Source organism: Campylobacter sp. IFREMER_LSEM_CL1097 (genome assembly GCF_025772225.1).
In the GTDB taxonomy this organism is placed as follows: domain Bacteria; phylum Campylobacterota; class Campylobacteria; order Campylobacterales; family Campylobacteraceae; genus Campylobacter_D; species Campylobacter_D lari_D.
Genome location: NZ_JAKMRT010000023.1, coordinates 1 through 17,299 on the forward strand (window position 1 = coordinate 1; position 17,299 = coordinate 17,299).

Below are 17,299 nucleotides of genomic sequence, written 5' to 3' on the forward strand. Positions count from 1 at the left end.
GATATTTTTGATATAAAATATTTATTTTATAATAAATAAGATTTATATTTCTTTTATTAAAATTTTGTTCATATTTCAATAATTGAATTTTTAATAAATATATAATTAGAAAATATAGAGGTGTTTTTTTATTTTTAATTGATTTTAAAACATCTAAAACAATTTTATGTTCTTGAATATTAGCTTCTAAAGAATTAATATTATTTGTTATAGAATTGCTATTTACATGCTGGGTATACAAAGGTTGTGTTAAGTGAAATATTTCGTTAGATAATATTGTCAAAGGATAATATAATAAGGCATCTTCTGCCATATTTATTTTGATTTCTTTTTTGAGATTTAACATGTTGAAAGCTTTTAAATAAATATCTTTTTTGATTATTTTAGCCCACATTGTCCAAAATGGGTTTTTAGTTTTAAGTATTTGCATTATAAATTCTTTGTTGTTGTATTTTCCTTGTTTTATATTTAATTTTTTTATTGATTTTTTTTCATTGCTAATAAAAGCTTCAAAACACAACAAATCAATTTTACCCCCCCCCATATCCAAAATTTTAATACATTCTTCACATGCATTAAGTTCTAAATAATCATCAGGATCTAAAAACATGATATAAGGTGAAGTTGCTACTTTAACACCTTCATATCTTGCTCTTAAAAGCTTTAAATTCTCTTCATTATGTATGATTTTTATCCTATCATCTTTGCTAGCATATTCTTTAGCTATATCTATACTTTTATCATTACCACAATCATCTACTATAATGATTTCTATATCTTTAAAGCTTTGGTTAATACAACTTTCTAATGCTCTAGCTATATATTTTTCTACATTATAAGTTGGTAGTATGATAGAAATTTGACTCATTTTAACTCTTTATTTTTTGGTATAATTATACTATAAATTTAAGGTAATAAAATGAGTATGAATATTAATGCTTTGGTATGTGGTAATGGACCTAGTTTAAAAAATATAGATTATAAAAGGTTGCCAAAACAATTTGATGTATTTAGATGCAATCAGTTTTATTTTGAAGATAGATATTTTGTGGGTAAAGATGTAAAATATGTTTTTTTTAATCCTTTTATGTTTTTTGAACAATACTATACTAGTAAAAAACTTATACAAAACGAAGAGTATAACATAGAAAATATAGTTTGTTCTACTTTTAATTTAGAATACATAGATGGATTTAAATTTGTTGATAATTTTGAATTATACTTTAGCGATGCTTTTTTAGGTCATGAAATTATAAAAAAGCTTAAAGATTTTTTTGCCTATATTAAATATAATGAAATATACAATAGGCAAAGAATTACTAGTGGAGTTTATATGTGTGCTACAGCTGTGGCTCTGGGATATAAAAGTATATATATAAGTGGTATTGATTTTTATCAAGATACAAATAATTTATATGCCTTTGATAATAATAAAAAAAATTTATTAAATAAATGCACTGGTTTTAAAAATCAAAAATTCAAATTTATCAATCATTCAATGGCATGTGATTTGCAAGCTTTAGATTATCTAATGAAAAGGTATGATGTGAATATTTATAGTTTAAATTCAGATGAGTATTTTAAATTAGCTCCAGATATTGGAAGTGATTTTATATTGAGTAAAAAACCAAAAAAATATATAAATGATATATTGATACCAGATAGGTATGCGCAAGAAAGATATTATGGAAAAAAAAGTAGGTTAAAAGAAAATCTCCATTATAAGTTAATAAAAGATCTAATTAGACTTCCAAGTGACATAAAACACTACTTAAAGGAAAAACATGCAAATAAAAATAGATAAATTAACTATTTCTCAGAAAAATCCTTTGGTAATCCCTGAAATAGGTATAAACCATAATGGTAGTTTGGAGATAGCAAAGCTTATGGTAGATGCAGCCAAAAGAGCAGGAGCTAAGATAATAAAACACCAAACTCATATAGTCGAAGATGAAATGAGTCAAGAAGCTAAAAATGTTATACCAGGTAATGCAAATATTAGTATTTATGAGATCATGGAACAATGTGCATTAAGCTATAAAGATGAACTAGCTTTAAAAGAGTATGTAGAAAAGCAAGGTTTAGTATATCTTAGCACTCCATTTAGCAGAGCTGCTGCAAATCGTTTAGAAGATATGGGTGTAAGTGCTTATAAAATAGGCTCGGGTGAATGTAATAATTATCCTTTAATAAAACATATAGCACAATTTAAAAAACCTATGATTATAAGTACCGGAATGAATAGCATAGAAAGTATAAAACCCACAGTTAAAATACTTAGAGATTATGAAATACCTTTTGTTTTACTTCATACTACAAATTTATATCCAACCCCATCACACTTAGTAAGATTACAAGCTATGTTAGAACTATATAAAGAATTTAATTGTCTTTATGGACTCAGTGATCACACCACAAACAATCTTGCATGTATAGGCGCAATAGCTTTTGGAGCAAGTGTGCTAGAAAGACACTTTACGGATACTATGGATAGAAAAGGCCCTGATATAGTTTGCTCTATGGATGAAAGTGCTTTAAAAGATCTTATAAATCAAACACAAGAAATGGTGCTTTTAAGAGGCGATAATAATAAAAATCCTTTAAAAGAAGAGCAAGTGACCATTGATTTTGCATTTGCTAGTGTAGTAAGTATTAAAGATATAAAAAAGGGTGAAATTTTATCTATGGATAATATTTGGGTAAAAAGACCTTCAAAAGGTGGTATAAGTGCAAAGGATTTTGAAGCCATACTTGGAAAAAGAGCAAAAAAAGATATAAAAAATAATATACAACTAACATGGGATGATTTTGAATGAAAAAAATAGTTTTTGTTAGTGGAACTAGAGCTGATTTTTCTAAAATAAAATCACTAATGATGAAAGTTGAAAATTCAAATGAATTTGAATTATTTATATTTGTAACCGGTATGCATATGAGTAAAAAATTTGGCTCTACTTATATGGAAATAGAAAAATGTGGTTTTAAAAATATATATAAATATATAAATCATGATAAGTATTATCAGATGGATAAAGCTTTATCATCAACAATAGATGGTTTTTCTAAATTTATACATGAGATAGAGCCTGATTTGATAGTAGTGCACGGTGATAGAGTAGAGCCTTTGGCTGCTGCTATAGTAGGAAGTTTAAATAATATCTTAGTGGCGCATATAGAAGGCGGAGAGCTTTCAGGAACTATAGATGAGAGTTTAAGACACGCTATTAGTAAATTAGCACATATTCATTTAGTAAATGATGAAATAGCAAAAAAAAGATTAATACAAATGGGTGAAGATGAGAAATCCATTTTCATTATAGGTTCTCCTGATTTAGAATTGCTAAATAATACTATATCTTTAGATGAAGCAAAAAAATATTATAATATAAAATTTAAAAATTATGCCATAGCTATATTTCATCCAGTTACAACTGAAATAAACTCTTTATATAAACAAAGTGAAGAATTTGTAAATGCTCTTATAAAAAGTGAGAAAAATTATATAGTTATTTATCCAAATAACGATTTAGGATTTGAGTTGATTTTGCAAAACTATGAAAGGCTAAAAAATAATGAAAGATTTAAAATTTTTCCTTCTTTAAGATTTGAGTATTTTATAAGTCTGTTAAAAAATGCCAATTTTATCATAGGAAATTCAAGTTGTATAATAAAAGAAGCTTTATATCTTAATGTAAATGGAATTTTAGTTGGTTCAAGACAAGATGGTAGAACTGATATTAATAAAACAATAAAAGTAAATGCAGAGGAAAAGGATATATTGGAAGCGATTTTAAATACTAGTAAATGCACTAATATTACAAACAAAAGATTAGAAATTTTAAATAGTTCTGAGCAATTTTATAGGTTATTGAAAAATAATATTTTATTTACTATAAACAAGCAAAAAATATTCATGGATAAAAATGACTTTATTTTATAAAATTATAGCTTTTTTGAGATTGCTTAAAATTGATAAAAAATTAAAATTTGATAATGAATATTTTTTAAACTTAAATAAAAAAATCTATAATGAAAAACATAAAGGATTTTTTGATTTTGATCCAAACTCAAAAAATCCAAAATCTCCTTTAAATCCTTGGGCTTTTATAAGAGTGAAAAATGAAGCCACTACTTTAAGAGTATCACTTGAAAGTATGTTACCTGCCATACAAAGAGGTATTATAGGGTATAACGACTGTACTGATGGAAGTGAAGAAATTATTTTAGAATTTTGTAAACAATATCCTTCGTTTATACCAGTAAAATATCCCCATGAGGTGCAAATTGAAAATCCACAAAGTGAAGAAAATAAACTTCATGGTTATTATAACTATGTGGCTAGTTTTATACCACAAGATGAGTGGTTTATAAAAATAGATGTGGATCATTACTATGATGCAAAAAAATTATACAAGAGTTTTTATATGGCATCAAAAAATACTGCTGTTAGATTTCCAAGAATTAACTTTTTAATACTAAATAATAAAATTTTAATTCAAAATATAGGTGAATGTGGTTTTATCAATGGAGGGGATCAATTGTTGATTCAAAAGTGCAATAGTGTGTTTATAGAAAGAATGGTTTCAAAACAAAGTCAATGGATTGATCCTGAAAAAACTGTGAAAGAATTATATTCTGAACAGCAAATCATACCTAAACATATAAAAATATTACAAGCAGAATTGCTTCAATGGCATTTTCCTGCCTTAAAATATCGTAGAAATGATTATCAAAAACATTTGGATGCTTTAACTTTAGAAGATTTTAAAAAAATCCATTATAGACATAGAAAAATAAAGAAAATAAATTATACAATGCTTGATGAAAAAGTAATTCGTGAAATATTAGATAAATTTAAATTGAGTGGTAAAAAATGACTTTAGCTATAATACCTGCTCGAGCTGGTTCAAAAGGTATAAAAAATAAAAATTTAGCTCTTTTGTATGATAGGCCTTTGTTGTATTATACTATCAATGCGGCAAAAAATTCAAAGTATGTAGATAAAATTGTTTTAAGTAGCGATGGTAATGATATATTAGAATATGGAAAAACTCAAGGTGTAGATGTGTTAAAAAGACCTAAAGAGTTAGCGTTGGATGATACAACTAGTGATAAGGTTGTATTACATACCTTGAGTTTTTACAAAGATTATGAAAATATTGTTTTATTACAACCCACTTCCCCTTTAAGGACAAATGTACATATAGACGAAGCTTTTTTAAAATTTAAAAATGAAAACTCAAATGCATTAATAAGTGTTGTAGAATGCGATAATAAAATTTTAAAAGCTTTTATAGATGATAATGGCAACTTAAAAGGAATTTGCAATAACAAATATCCGTTTATGCCTAGGCAAAAATTACCAAAAACTTATATGAGTAATGGTGCAATTTATATAGTAAAGTCAAATTTATTTTTAAATAACCCAACTTTTTTGCAAGAAAAAACGAGTTGTTATATAATGGATGAAAAAGCTAGTTTGGATATAGACACAACAGAGGATTTAAAAAGAGTCAATAATATAAGCTTTTTATAATTTTTTTATAAAAAGCTTGATTAAAAAGGATAGTATATTATCTAGCATTGATGTTTTTAAATTAGTATTTATTTGGTTATATAATTTTTCTATTTCATGTTTTTTTAAAAGTTGTCCATAAACTCCCATTTGATGAAAAGTGTTTTTCTCCATATTATTTAATCTCCACATTTCTGAAAATAAATGTAAGAAAGGTTGATTGGTGTCTATTGAAGTGTTGTTATCTAAAAAATTTTTCGCATTGCACCATGAAATCTGACAAGTTCTTTTATAATCCCAAGCAAAATTTTCTAAACCACATTTTTTTACATGATCTGCTAAAAACCAAGGACCTATAATGCCCCATGGGATTTGCTTTCTTTTGTTGATAATTTTTTCTGTTTCTTGTATAAGACTTTTTCCAAAATCAGAATTTTTAGGAAATTTTAAAAAAGATGTTGTAATCCTTGATTTTGTATTATCCTCATCCACTTCTTGTGTAAAAATGTATTTTTCGTTTAAATCAATATAATTTAAACAAATCATATCAAGATCTACCCATACTCCACCCTTAAGGTAAAGTAAGTTAAATCTAAAATAATCACTAAAAGCTGCTACACCAGCTCCTCTGTCATCCTTAAAATAATTTCTAAAAGAAACAATCTCATTTGCATCTTTTAATTCAAAATCATCAAATAACTCATCTAATTTTCTAAAAATTTTATCGTCTAAATTATAAGTATAAAGAATAAATTTATAGCCATTATCTATAAAAGATTTTATAGATAAAAGCTCCATTAAGCCTATACCTTTATATCCTTTAGGTGTGTACCAAAAACTACTAATTTCTTGTTTCACTATTATTTTGCCTTTTTAATAAACTTTTTTGCAGCATTTGGGTGTATAAAATATCCTTGTGTGCCGCCAGTATTCTCGTAACTTATGTAAAAATTATTATTTAAATGGTGTATTTTTTTATCAAAAAGATAATAAAATCTTATGTATTTATAGTTACTATTTAGTAGTTTTTCAATGATGTTCGGGTTGTTTAAAAGCTCATCACTAAAGATGATATCATCTTCTAAAATGATGATAGCACTATTAAGTTCTTGGCATTTTTCCCATAAACTATAATGAGATGCAAAGCATGATTTTTCACTATCGCTAAGTTCACGCCCAAGTACAAATTGACACCACCATGGGAAGTGGTTTTTAAACTGCAAATGTTCATTTTTAGAACCATCGATGGCTTTAAAAAATTCAAATTCTAGTTGATTTTTTAAATCCGGATTGTATGTGAAGAGTTTTTGAATTTGTTCTTGCATAAAATTTTTTCTATCTTCTGAGCGTTCTAGATTGATGATAAAAACTTTTACTTTTTTCAAACTCTACCCTCTAACCCTAAAATTTCTTTCTCTAAGATTTCTAATATTTTTTCATTAAAATGCTTATATTGAAAAATATTAGTTAATTTTTTAATGTATTTTAAACTTTGCTTTTTATGTTGATAATTTTGCCATAAAATTGCTTTATTTTTTATATAAATGTTATTATTGCACAAAAAATATATGAGAAGTTATAATGAAGAATATATTAGTCACAGGTGCAGATGGTTTTATAGGTTCGCATTTAGTTGAAATGCTTTATACACAAAGCAAAGACAAGAATTCTTTGTTTTATGGTTATAAAATTAAAGCTTTAAGTCAGTATAATTCTTTTAATTATTGGGGTTGGCTTGAAGATATAGAGTGTTTAAAAGATATTGAAGTAGTTTGTGGAGATATTAGAGACCCACATTTTTGTAAAAATATCACTCAAGATGTAGAAATCATCTTTCATTTAGCGGCTTTAATAGCCATACCTTTTTCTTATGTTGCTCCAGATAGTTATGTAGATGTTAATATAAAGGGTACTTTAAATATCTGCCAAAGTGCATTAGAAAATAATGTAAAGCGTATTATTCACACAAGTACAAGCGAGGTTTATGGTACGGCTTTGTATGTGCCTATTGATGAAAAACATCCTTTGCAAGCACAAAGTCCATATTCAGCAAGCAAAATAGGTGCTGATGCTATGGCAATGAGTTTTTATAATGCTTTCAATCTCCCACTGACCATAGCAAGACCTTTTAATACCTATGGCCCAAGGCAAAGCGCAAGGGCGGTGATCCCAACTATCATCACTCAAATTGCAAATGGAGCTAAACAAATAAAGCTTGGAGATGTAAGTCCTACTAGAGATTTTAATTATGTGAAAGATACTTGTTTAGGGTTTTTAGAGTTAGCTAAATGCCAAAAGGCTATAGGTGAAGTGGTAAATATAGGATCAAATTATGAAATAAGCATAAAAGATACTTTAGAACTCATTAAAAAACTTATGAAATCAAATGTAGAATTTATCACAGAAAATGAACGCGTTAGACCCGAAAATAGTGAAGTATTTAGGCTATGGTGTGACAATAGCAAGATCAAAAGCCTTACTAACTTTTCACCACAATATGATATAGAAAAAGGTTTAGCTCAAACTATAGAGTGGTTTAGTAGTTCTTTAAATTTAAAAAAATATAAAAGTGATATTTATAATATTTAGGATTTTTGTGAAAGAAAAAATAATCATTATTGGAGCTGGAGGACATGCAAGAGCATGTATGGATGTTATAGAGCTTGAAGGTAAATTTGAAATTGCTGGTTTTGTGGATAATGATATAGAAAGTGCGTATTATCCATTGCTTGGGAATGATGATGATTTAAAAAAATTATTTAAAGAATATAAATATGCCTTAATTGGTATTGGACAAATTAAAACTTCATTGCCGAGAGTGCAAATTTATGATAAGTTGAAAACTATAGGTTTTAGATTGCCAACTATTATTTCGCCGCTTGCTCATGTGTCAAAAAGATCTTTTATTGATGAGGCAAGTATAATAATGCATCATGCCTTGGTAAATACAAATGTCAAGATAGGTAAAGGTTGTATAATAAATTCAAAAGCATTAGTTGAACATGATGCTATAATTGAAAATTTTTGTCATATTAGTACAGCTAGTGTTGTTAATGGGGGTTGTTTGATAAAGCAGCATAGTTTTTTGGGGTCAAATACTCATTTAAAACATGGTAGTATTTTAGGCGAAGATAGTATAGTATATATGAAAGGAGTATAATGATGAAATATTGTGATTATTGCGTAATGCCAGATACGAGACCAGGGATAAAATTTAGTAAAGATAAAAGTGGCAAAAATATTTGTTCAGCTTGTGTAAATCATAAAAATAAAGAAAATATTGATTATGAAGCTAGATTTAAAGAATTAGAAAAACTTTGTGATAAATATAGAAGAATGAATGGTAAGTATGAGTATGATTGTGCTATTGCGGTAAGTGGGGGCAAAGATTCTCATTTTCAAGTACATATTATGAAAGAAAAATTAAGAATGAATCCTATTTTATTTAGCGTAGAAGATAATTTTACTATGACTGAAGCTGGGAAGAAAAATTTAAAAAATATTTCTGAAGAATTTGGCTGTCATCTTATAAGCTTAAAACCTGATATAAAAACTCAAAAAAAAGTTATGTTGAAAACCTTTGAAAAGTATGGAAAACCTACCTGGTTTATAGATAGATTAATCTATTCTTACCCTTTTGCTATGGCTTTGAAATTTAATACACCTTTGCTTGTCTATGGGGAAAATATTTCATATGAATATGGCGGGAATGACAACATTGAAACTTCTGATGCAAGTGGTATTTTTTTAAATGGGGTAGCAAGTGATTTGGATATTAATGAATTTATAGATGATGAAATAAAGGAAGAGAATTTGCAATTGTTTTTTGATCCTAGCAAAGACGATATTGGCAAGTTAGACCCTATATATTTAAGTTATTTTGTTAAGTGGAATTCTTATTCTAATTATGTTTTTGCTAAAAATAGAGGCTTTGGTGATTTAAATGGAGAATGGGACAGGAAGCATTGTGCTGAAAATTTTGATCAAGTTGATAGTATTGCTTATATTTTACATGCTTGGATGAAATATCCAAAATTTGGTCATGCTATGGCTAGTGATTATGCTGCTAGATTTGTAAGATATGGACTTTTAAGCAGAGATGAAGCTGTAAAAATAGTAAAACAAAAAGATCATAATTTGGATAATAAATGCATAGAAGATTTTTGTAGTTTTTTAGGTATTTCAAAATCTAAATTTTGGAGTATAGTAGAAAAGCATTATAATAAAGAGTTATTTTATAAGAATGAATTTGGAGAATATAAATTAAAAAATGAAATACAATAAAACCCTTGTTATAGCAGAAGCTGGAGTTAATCATAATGGTGATATAAATTTAGCTAAAAAGCTTATAGAAGTAGCTAGTGAAGCTGGGGCTGATTTTGTAAAATTTCAAACTTTTGTAGCTGAAAATTGTATAAGTAAAAATGCCAAAAAAGCAGAGTATCAACTCCAAGCTACTGATGAAAATCAAAGCCAGCTTGATATGGTTAAAAAATTAGAACTTTCTAAACAAGATCATGAAATTTTAATAGAACATTGTAAAAAATTTAATATTAAATTTCTTTCCACTGCTTTTGATTTAGAAAGTATTGATTTGCTTGTAAAATTTGATATAGAAATTTTTAAAATTCCAAGCGGAGAATTAACTAATCTTCCTTACTTGAAAAAAATTGCTAGTTTTAATAAAAATATCATCTTATCAACAGGAATGGCTACTTTAGGTGAGATTGAAAAAGCTTTAGATATTTTGGTGCAAAATGGTACTCAAAGAGATAAAATCATTATTTTACATTGTAATACAGAATACCCTACACCTTTTGAAGATGTAAATTTAAGGGCTATGCAAACTTTAAAAAAAGCCTTTTGTTTGCCCGTAGGATATTCTGATCACACTTTGGGTATAACTATACCTATAGCAGCTGTAGCTATGGGAGCTTGTGTGATAGAAAAACATTTTACTTTAGATAAAAGTATGCAAGGGCCTGATCATCAAGCTTCCTTAGAACCTGAAGAATTAAAAGCTATGATTAAATCCATAAGAGAGCTAGAACAAGCTTTTGGAAATGGTGTTAAAATTCCAAGCAAAAGCGAAATTAAAAACAAAGCCATTGCTAGAAAATCTCTTGTAGCTAAAAAAGTTATAAAAAAGGGCGAATGTTTTAGTGAAGAAAATCTTACCACAAAGCGACCGGGGGATGGAATTTGTGGTATGAAATATGATAAATATTTAGGTAAAATTGCTAGTAGAGATTATGCTGAAGATGAGTTAATTGATGAATAGAAAAATTTGTGTTATTAGTGGCACTAGGGCTGAATGGTATTTGTTAAGAAATTTATGTAAATACATTGAACAAGATAATGAATTAACTTTGCAGCTTATTGTTACAGCAGCTCATTTAAGTCAAGATTTTGGTTTTACTTATCAAGAGATTGAAAAAGAATTTAAAGTAAATAAAAAAATTCCCATTTTGCTTAATAACAATGATGGTGTAGGTATTTGTAAAAGTATGGGGCTTTTACAAATTTCACTTTGTGAAGCTTTTGAAGAATTAAAACCTGATATTGTGGTGATATTAGGCGATAGATATGAAATGCTCTCTTGTGCTAGCGCTTGTTTGGTAATGCAAATTCCCTTAGCGCATCTTTGTGGAGGTGAGCTTACTTTGGGAGCTATTGATGATAGCATTAGGCATGCTATTAGTAAAATGGCGCATTTGCATTTTGCTAGTACTCAAACTTATGCAAATAGAATTTTGCAACTTGGAGAAAGTAAAGATAGAGTTTTTAATGTAGGTTCTCTAGGGGGAGAAAATATCAATAATATGAATTTTTTAAACAAGGAAGATTTGCAAAAAGAATTGAATTTGATATTTGATGAAAATATATATTTAATAACTTATCATCCTCAAACGATACAAAAATCAAGCGTTAAAAAAGAAATAAAATTATTGCTTGAATTTTTAGATAATTTGGAAAATTCTACTTTAATTTTTACGAAAGCAAATGCTGATGAGAATGGTTTATATATTAATGAGCTTTTAAATGAGTATTGTATAAAACAATCTCATAAAGCAAAGTTATTTGATAATTTGGGCTCTAAAAGATACTTAAGTTTAATGAAAATAGCAAATATGCTTATAGGAAATAGCTCAAGTGGAATTTGCGAAAGTCCTTTTTTAAGAATTCCTTGTATCAATATAGGTAACAGGCAAGAAGGAAGAATTTTTGCTGATAATATTATAAATTGTGATATTTATCATTTAAAACAAGCATTTTTGTATGTTAATACCAAAGAATATCAAGATAAGCTAAAAAATTTCATTAATCCTTTTGAGTGTGAAGGTAAAAATACAAGTCTAATGATAAAGGATATTTTAAAAAATATTTCTTTGGAAAAAATTTTATATAAAAAATTTGTGGATATGCAATGAGTATTGAAAAATTAAAACTTGCTAAAAATGCAAGCATACAAGAAGCTTTAAAAATTATAGGTAGTGAGCGTGTTAGAATAGCTTTGGTGGTAGAAAATGATAAATTTTTAGGTGTAATTAGTGATTCTAACATTAGAAGAGCTTTATTAAATGGCAAAAAGCTTGAAGATAGTATAGAAACAATTTATACTAAGAATTCGCTAACTATTAAAGAAAATACAAGTAAAGAAGAGCTTTTAAAATTAGCTAGTCAAACTGATATTTATGATTTTCCTGTCTTAAATAGTGAAAATGAAGTCATAGCTATAAAATCTATTGCTTCAATTCTTAAAGAAAAAAGTTTTGAAAATGAAGTAGTTCTAATGGTTGGAGGTCTTGGAAGTAGATTGGGTGAACTTACCAAAAATACTCCAAAACCTATGTTAAAAATAGGTAAAAAACCAATACTCGAAAATATTGTTTTAAATTTCAAAGAACAAGGTTTTAAAAAGTTTATATTTTGTGTAAATTATAAAAAAGAAGTTATTTGTGATTATTTTCAAGAAGGCAAAAGTTGGGGTGTTGAAATTTCTTATATTAAAGAAAAACAAAAACTCGGCACTGCTGGGGCTTTGTCTTTGGTGAAAGATATGAAAAAATCATTTATTGTTATGAATGGAGATATTTTAACTAAACTTGATTTTGATCAACTTATTCAAGAGCATAAAAAAAGTAAAGCAGTGATGAGTGTGGTACTTAGAGAATTTGAGCAACAAATTCCTTATGGTGTTGTGAAAATTTCTAACAATGATATAAAAGATATAGAAGAAAAACCTATGCAGAAATTTTTAGTTAGTGCTGGAATTTATGTATTAGAACCAGAAGTTTTAAAGTATATCAAAAAAGATGTGTATTTGGATATGCCTAATTTGATTAAGCGATTGTTAGATAAAAAATTAAAAATAAATTCTTATATATTACAAGATTATTGGATTGATATAGGAAGACTTGAAGAATATGAAAAGGCGATTGTGGATTTTCAATGAAAGCTTTAATTATAGGATTTGGTAGTATAGGAAAAAAACACTACTTAGCTTTAAAGCACTTAGGTTATGAAGTTAGCGTAGTTTCAAGAAGTTATAAAAAGAATGATTTGCAATGTTTTAAGAGCTTGCAAGAAGTAAAGTTAGAAGAAATTGATTTATTTGTTATAGCAACTATAACGATAAATCACTATGAAACTTTAGAATCAATCGATAAAAAAGTAAAAGGCAAAACTATTTTAGTTGAAAAGCCTTTATTTGAAAAATATAGAGAGTTTAACTCTATCAATGGTAATTATATTTATGTAGCTTATTTGCTACGCTTTCATCCTTTAGTGGAAAAAATAAAAACTATTATACAAAAAGATCAATATATTTATTTTGTTGAATTTAATTGCTCATCATATTTACCAAACTGGAGAATTTGTGATTATACTCAAAATTATAGTGCAAAAAAAGAATTAGGCGGAGGAGTTTTATTGGATTTATCCCATGAGCTTGATTTAGCGTATTATTTTTTTGAAAAATTAGAATTATTATATGCTCAAAATTTAAAAATTTCTGAACTTGAAATTAATAGTGATGATTTTGCATTTTTATCTTTAAAATCTAAAAAAGAATTAATTCATATCAAACTTGATTATTTTTCTAAATTTACAAAAAGAGAGATTGTTTTGCATTCTCGTGATAAAACTTATAAGGCAGATTTAGTCAATAATAAATTATACATTTTTGGAACAACTACCTTGTTGCAGGTGGAAGAATGCCAAAGTGATACGATAAAAAATTTAATAAGTCTTCATGAAAAAATTATAGAAAAGGATTGTAGTGTATGCAATCTTTATGAAGCTTTTGATGTTTTAAAATTATGTGATGAAGTCAAAAGGAGATCTAGTGAATAATATTTTATGCACAATATGTGCAAGAGGTGGTAGTAAAGGGGTTAAAAATAAAAACATTAGAAAAATTAATGATTTGGAATTAATTGCTTATAGCATAATCCAAGCAAAAAATTCTCAACTTTTTAAACATATTGTAATTAGTACAGATAGTGATGAAATAGCACAAGTTGCTTTAAAATACGGCGGGGAAGTTTTTTTTAAAAGAAGTGCAAATTTAGCTAGTGATGAGGCCGCTAAATTACCTGTGATAAAAGATGCTTTGTTAAAAAGCGAAGAATATTTTAATACCAAATTTAACACCATAATAGATCTTGATGCTTCTGCACCTTTGCGAAATAGTAAAGATATTTGCAAAGCATATGAGCTTTTTAAACAAGAAAAAAAGTCAAATTTAATTACAGCTACTCCAGCAAGACGCAACCCGTATTTTAATCTAATAGAAGTAGATAACGATGAGGTAAAAAAGTCTAAAGAAGGAAATTTCACTACGCGTCAAAGTGCTCCAAAATGTTATGATATGAATGCTAGTATTTATATTTTTACTAGGGAAAAATTGTTGAAAAATAATATTTTATTTGGAAAAGATACGAGTTTGTATATAATGGATGAAAAGACAGCTTTTGATATAGATAGTGAGTTTGATTTTGAAATAGTTGAATTTTTAATCAAAAAGGCTAATTTAAAACAGGAAGATTTTTAATGATTAAAGATAAAGTAGTATTTATAATAGGAGCATGTGGCCGTATAGGGAGTGCTTTGAGTAAGGCATGTTTAGAGCATAATGGAAAAATTATCATCGCAGATATTAATGAGGAAGGATTATTTCACTTAGTATTAAAATTAAATAATAAAGAACGCATTTTAAGCAAAAAAATTGATATAAACGATTATAAAGCAATTGAAGATTGTTTAAAAGAAGCTGTTTTAAAATTTGGAAAAATTGATGCTTTTGTTAATTGTGCTTATCCTGTGAGTAAAGATTGGGGGAAAATTGCTTATTATGAATCAAGTTATGAACAAATTTGTGAAAGTTTGAATTTGCATCTAGCTAGTTTTATTTTTATAGCTAATATAATGGTAAAATTTTTTAAAAAGCAAGGCTTTGGAAATATTATTAATTTAAGTTCGATTATGGGTGTGTATGCACCTAAATTTGAAAATTATAAAGGAACTTCTATGCAAAGTTCTTTAGAATATAGTGTGATTAAAGCTGGTATTAATCATCTTGGCGTTTGGCTTGCTAAGGAGCTTTTTAATACAAATATAAGAGTAAATAGTGTAGCCTTTGGTGGTATAAAAGACAATCAACCCCAAGTGTTTTTAGATGCTTATAGAAAGTGTTGTGCTTCTAAAGGTATGTTAGATGCTAATGATGTGTGCGGGACTTTGATATTTTTAATGTCAGATTATTCTAAATTTATAACAGGACAAACTATAATAGTAGATGATGGATGGGGACTTTGATGAGTATTTTAGAAAATAATATTAATGCAGTGTTTGATCATAATTTAAAAGAGCAATTAAAAAAAGTAAATCAAACTTATCAAATAGTGCAAGGTGATGATAATTTAGATATAAATATTATAGACGGGGGGGGGTATAGGCTTTATGATAAGCCGCTAGAAGAATTAAATAAAACATTAAATTTATACAATGATAAATATCTTTTATATCCTGTATTGTTCTTTTATGGTTTTGGAAATGGAATTTTATACAAAGCTCTTTTGCAAAATCCAAATCATAAGATTATTTTAGTATTTGAACCTGATGTAAATATAATCTATACTATGTTTAAAGTGATAGATTTTTCTCAAGAATTAAAAGAAAATAGATTATTATTAATAAATCCAAAATATTTAAACAAACATGATTTAAAAGCCATATGTTCAAACAATAATATATTTAATTTTTTAAGGACTTATTTTTTAGAGATACATTGTGATTATTATGATGACAAGTACCAAGAAGAAATTTTAAAATTAAATTCTTTAATACAAGATGCTATACGAGAAAGTATTATTTTTTATGGAAATTCTCCAGTTGATTATTTACAGGGTATAAAACATTTTATACAAAATATTCCTAAAATGATAGCTCATCCAAGTTATAAAGAATTATTAAATAAAAGAAAAAATTTAAGTGATACAGCTATCATAGTCTCAACAGGACCTAGCTTAACTAAACAACTTCCACTTTTAAAACAATACCAAAACAAAGCTAGTATATTTTGTGCTGATAGTGCTTATCCTATCCTTGCAAAAGCAAATGTTAAACCTGATTATGTTTTCTCACTTGAAAGAACTGATTTTACTAGTGAATTTTTTAATCATGATTTTGGTGAATTTGATAAAGATATTTTATTTATTGTAAAATCTGTAGTCCATCCAAATACTATTAAATATTTAGAAAAAAAGAAATCCTATGGAGGAAATTACACAGTAATTTCTGATCCTTCAAATTTTATAGTTAATGTTAAACTTGATCATTTTGGATATTTTGGGATGGGTCATAGTGTAGCTCATATGGCATATACTTTAGCAAGCTATTTAAATCATAAAAATATTATTTTAATAGGACAAGATTTAGCCTATAATGATATAGGAGAATCTCATCCAAAAGATTATCAAAATTCATCTACTTTTGAAACTGATACCTATGAGCATATAGATACTATAGCATATGGTGCAAAAGGTATGATTAAAACGCATTATATATGGCTTTGGTTTAAAAGCACATTGGAAAATCTTATAGCTGCAGATAAATTTTCGATAACTTATAATTGTACTGAGGGTGGAGCAAGAATAAATGGAACCATTGAAGAGCCTTTTAAGCAAGTATGTGAAAAATTATTAAAAAAAGATTTGAACAAACCTTTTACAAAACTTGAAAATTTAAATTTAAATAAACAAAATGAATTATTATTAAAAGCATATTATAGAATAAATAAAGATATACAAATTTGTGAAAAATTAAGTAAAAATTTTAATGATGAGTTGGAACTAGTATCAAACGATGTTGATTTAATAGGTTATCAAAATAATAAGGAGCTATTAGAAAACATTATGTATCAAATCAACACGATTAAAACAAAAGTAGAAAGTTTATTAATGCATAGTTTATGTGAAGTACTTAATCCTTTAATCAGGCAATTTGAATTAAATTTAGCAAGAATTTATGTGTTAAATCCAAAAACACAAGAAGATAGCTACAATAAATCAATGCTTTGGATAAAAGAACACCTAGATTGGATAAAATTAATCATAGCTCATATAGATTCTCAAAAGGAAGTTTTACAAAGAAGTATAGTTACAACTAAAGATGAGCTTATAGAAAAAGGTTTTCTAAATTTAGTAGAAAAAATCGAGCAAAGAGCTTTAAAAAATGTTAATTTTTGATATTTTATAATCTATTTTTTAAATTTATTAAATC

17 protein-coding genes and 1 pseudogene are annotated in these 17,299 nt (G+C 26.9%); 15 read left to right on the forward strand and 3 right to left on the reverse strand.

Translation table 11 applies throughout. The annotated features are described in order from the left end of the window. The coding region (gene wlaN, locus L8W64_RS08015; protein ID WP_263673403.1) for a beta-1,3 galactosyltransferase at positions 1 to 868 on the reverse strand (868 nt) is incomplete at its 3' end. A gap of 51 nt (positions 869 to 919) precedes the next feature. Between wlaN and L8W64_RS08020 the strand changes: the two genes are divergently transcribed. From L8W64_RS08020 to L8W64_RS08040, 5 genes are read left to right on the forward strand one after another with little or no spacing between them, the layout of a single operon-like run. After that, entirely contained in the window at positions 920 to 1,804 is an 885-nt protein-coding gene (locus tag L8W64_RS08020) for an alpha-2,3-sialyltransferase (RefSeq protein ID WP_263673405.1), read from the forward strand. After that, the gene (gene neuB1, locus L8W64_RS08025) at positions 1,785 to 2,816 is read left to right on the forward strand and encodes a sialic acid synthase (RefSeq protein WP_263673407.1); all 1,032 of its coding nucleotides are present in this window, start codon (positions 1,785 to 1,787) and stop codon (positions 2,814 to 2,816) included. The genes L8W64_RS08020 and neuB1 overlap by 20 nt, the downstream gene beginning before the upstream one ends. Next, entirely contained in the window at positions 2,813 to 3,940 is a 1,128-nt protein-coding gene (gene neuC, locus L8W64_RS08030; protein WP_263673409.1) for a UDP-N-acetylglucosamine 2-epimerase, read from the forward strand. Before neuB1 ends, neuC (L8W64_RS08030) begins: the two co-directional genes overlap by 4 nt. Continuing rightward, positions 3,924 to 4,877, forward strand: a complete 954-nt coding sequence (locus L8W64_RS08035; RefSeq protein WP_263673411.1) for a beta-1,4-N-acetylgalactosaminyltransferase — start codon at positions 3,924 to 3,926, stop codon at positions 4,875 to 4,877. Before neuC (L8W64_RS08030) ends, L8W64_RS08035 begins: the two co-directional genes overlap by 17 nt. Beyond that, the gene (locus tag L8W64_RS08040; RefSeq protein ID WP_263673412.1) at positions 4,874 to 5,536 is read left to right on the forward strand and encodes a cytidylyltransferase domain-containing protein; all 663 of its coding nucleotides are present in this window, start codon (positions 4,874 to 4,876) and stop codon (positions 5,534 to 5,536) included. The genes L8W64_RS08035 and L8W64_RS08040 overlap by 4 nt, the downstream gene beginning before the upstream one ends. On the opposite strand, the gene L8W64_RS08045 is transcribed toward L8W64_RS08040, so the two are convergent. Together L8W64_RS08045 and L8W64_RS08050 are read right to left on the reverse strand one after the other, a co-directional pair. Next, the gene (locus L8W64_RS08045) at positions 5,531 to 6,373 is read right to left on the reverse strand and encodes a glycosyltransferase (RefSeq protein ID WP_263673413.1); all 843 of its coding nucleotides are present in this window, start codon (positions 6,371 to 6,373) and stop codon (positions 5,531 to 5,533) included. The two genes, L8W64_RS08040 and L8W64_RS08045, sit on opposite strands and share 6 nt — an antisense overlap. A gap of 5 nt (positions 6,374 to 6,378) precedes the next feature. Further along, positions 6,379 to 6,900, reverse strand: a pseudogene (locus L8W64_RS08050) (glycosyltransferase family 25 protein); the annotation flags it as partial. Between the two features lie 196 nt (positions 6,901 to 7,096). Between L8W64_RS08050 and L8W64_RS08055 the strand changes: the two are divergent. The 10 genes from L8W64_RS08055 to L8W64_RS08100 are packed head-to-tail and all read left to right on the forward strand — an operon-like array spanning position 7,097 to position 17,265. Beyond that, positions 7,097 to 8,104: an NAD-dependent 4,6-dehydratase LegB gene (locus tag L8W64_RS08055; protein WP_263673415.1), complete on the forward strand. Its 1,008-nt coding sequence runs from the start codon at positions 7,097 to 7,099 to the stop codon at positions 8,102 to 8,104. A 7-nt stretch (positions 8,105 to 8,111) separates the two neighbouring features. Further along, positions 8,112 to 8,675, forward strand: coding sequence for a NeuD/PglB/VioB family sugar acetyltransferase (locus L8W64_RS08060; protein ID WP_263661232.1), 564 nt, complete (start codon positions 8,112 to 8,114; stop codon positions 8,673 to 8,675). A gap of 2 nt (positions 8,676 to 8,677) precedes the next feature. Then, complete coding sequence (locus L8W64_RS08065) at positions 8,678 to 9,799, forward strand: N-acetyl sugar amidotransferase (RefSeq protein ID WP_263673423.1); 1,122 nt, start codon at positions 8,678 to 8,680, stop codon at positions 9,797 to 9,799. Next, a complete protein-coding gene (gene neuB / locus L8W64_RS08070) occupies positions 9,786 to 10,796 on the forward strand; it encodes an N-acetylneuraminate synthase (protein ID WP_263673416.1) in 1,011 nt (336 codons plus the stop codon). Before L8W64_RS08065 ends, neuB begins: the two co-directional genes overlap by 14 nt. After that, on the forward strand, positions 10,786 to 11,946 hold the full coding sequence (gene neuC, locus L8W64_RS08075; RefSeq protein ID WP_263659301.1) for a UDP-N-acetylglucosamine 2-epimerase: 1,161 nt from the start codon (positions 10,786 to 10,788) through the stop codon (positions 11,944 to 11,946). Before neuB ends, neuC (L8W64_RS08075) begins: the two co-directional genes overlap by 11 nt. Beyond that, positions 11,943 to 12,971, forward strand: a complete 1,029-nt coding sequence (locus tag L8W64_RS08080; protein WP_263659302.1) for a nucleotidyltransferase family protein — start codon at positions 11,943 to 11,945, stop codon at positions 12,969 to 12,971. The genes neuC (L8W64_RS08075) and L8W64_RS08080 overlap by 4 nt, the downstream gene beginning before the upstream one ends. Further along, complete coding sequence (locus tag L8W64_RS08085; protein WP_263673417.1) at positions 12,968 to 13,870, forward strand: Gfo/Idh/MocA family protein; 903 nt, start codon at positions 12,968 to 12,970, stop codon at positions 13,868 to 13,870. The genes L8W64_RS08080 and L8W64_RS08085 overlap by 4 nt, the downstream gene beginning before the upstream one ends. After that, complete coding sequence (locus L8W64_RS08090; RefSeq protein WP_263673418.1) at positions 13,863 to 14,570, forward strand: acylneuraminate cytidylyltransferase family protein; 708 nt, start codon at positions 13,863 to 13,865, stop codon at positions 14,568 to 14,570. Before L8W64_RS08085 ends, L8W64_RS08090 begins: the two co-directional genes overlap by 8 nt. After that, positions 14,570 to 15,334 carry an oxidoreductase gene (locus L8W64_RS08095; RefSeq protein ID WP_263673420.1) on the forward strand — a complete coding sequence of 255 codons (765 nt, stop codon included), beginning with the start codon at positions 14,570 to 14,572 and terminating at the stop codon, positions 15,332 to 15,334. The genes L8W64_RS08090 and L8W64_RS08095 overlap by 1 nt, the downstream gene beginning before the upstream one ends. Continuing rightward, a complete protein-coding gene (locus L8W64_RS08100) occupies positions 15,334 to 17,265 on the forward strand; it encodes a motility associated factor glycosyltransferase family protein (RefSeq protein ID WP_263673421.1) in 1,932 nt (643 codons plus the stop codon). The genes L8W64_RS08095 and L8W64_RS08100 overlap by 1 nt, the downstream gene beginning before the upstream one ends. The last annotated feature ends 34 nt before the right edge of the window (positions 17,266 to 17,299 follow it).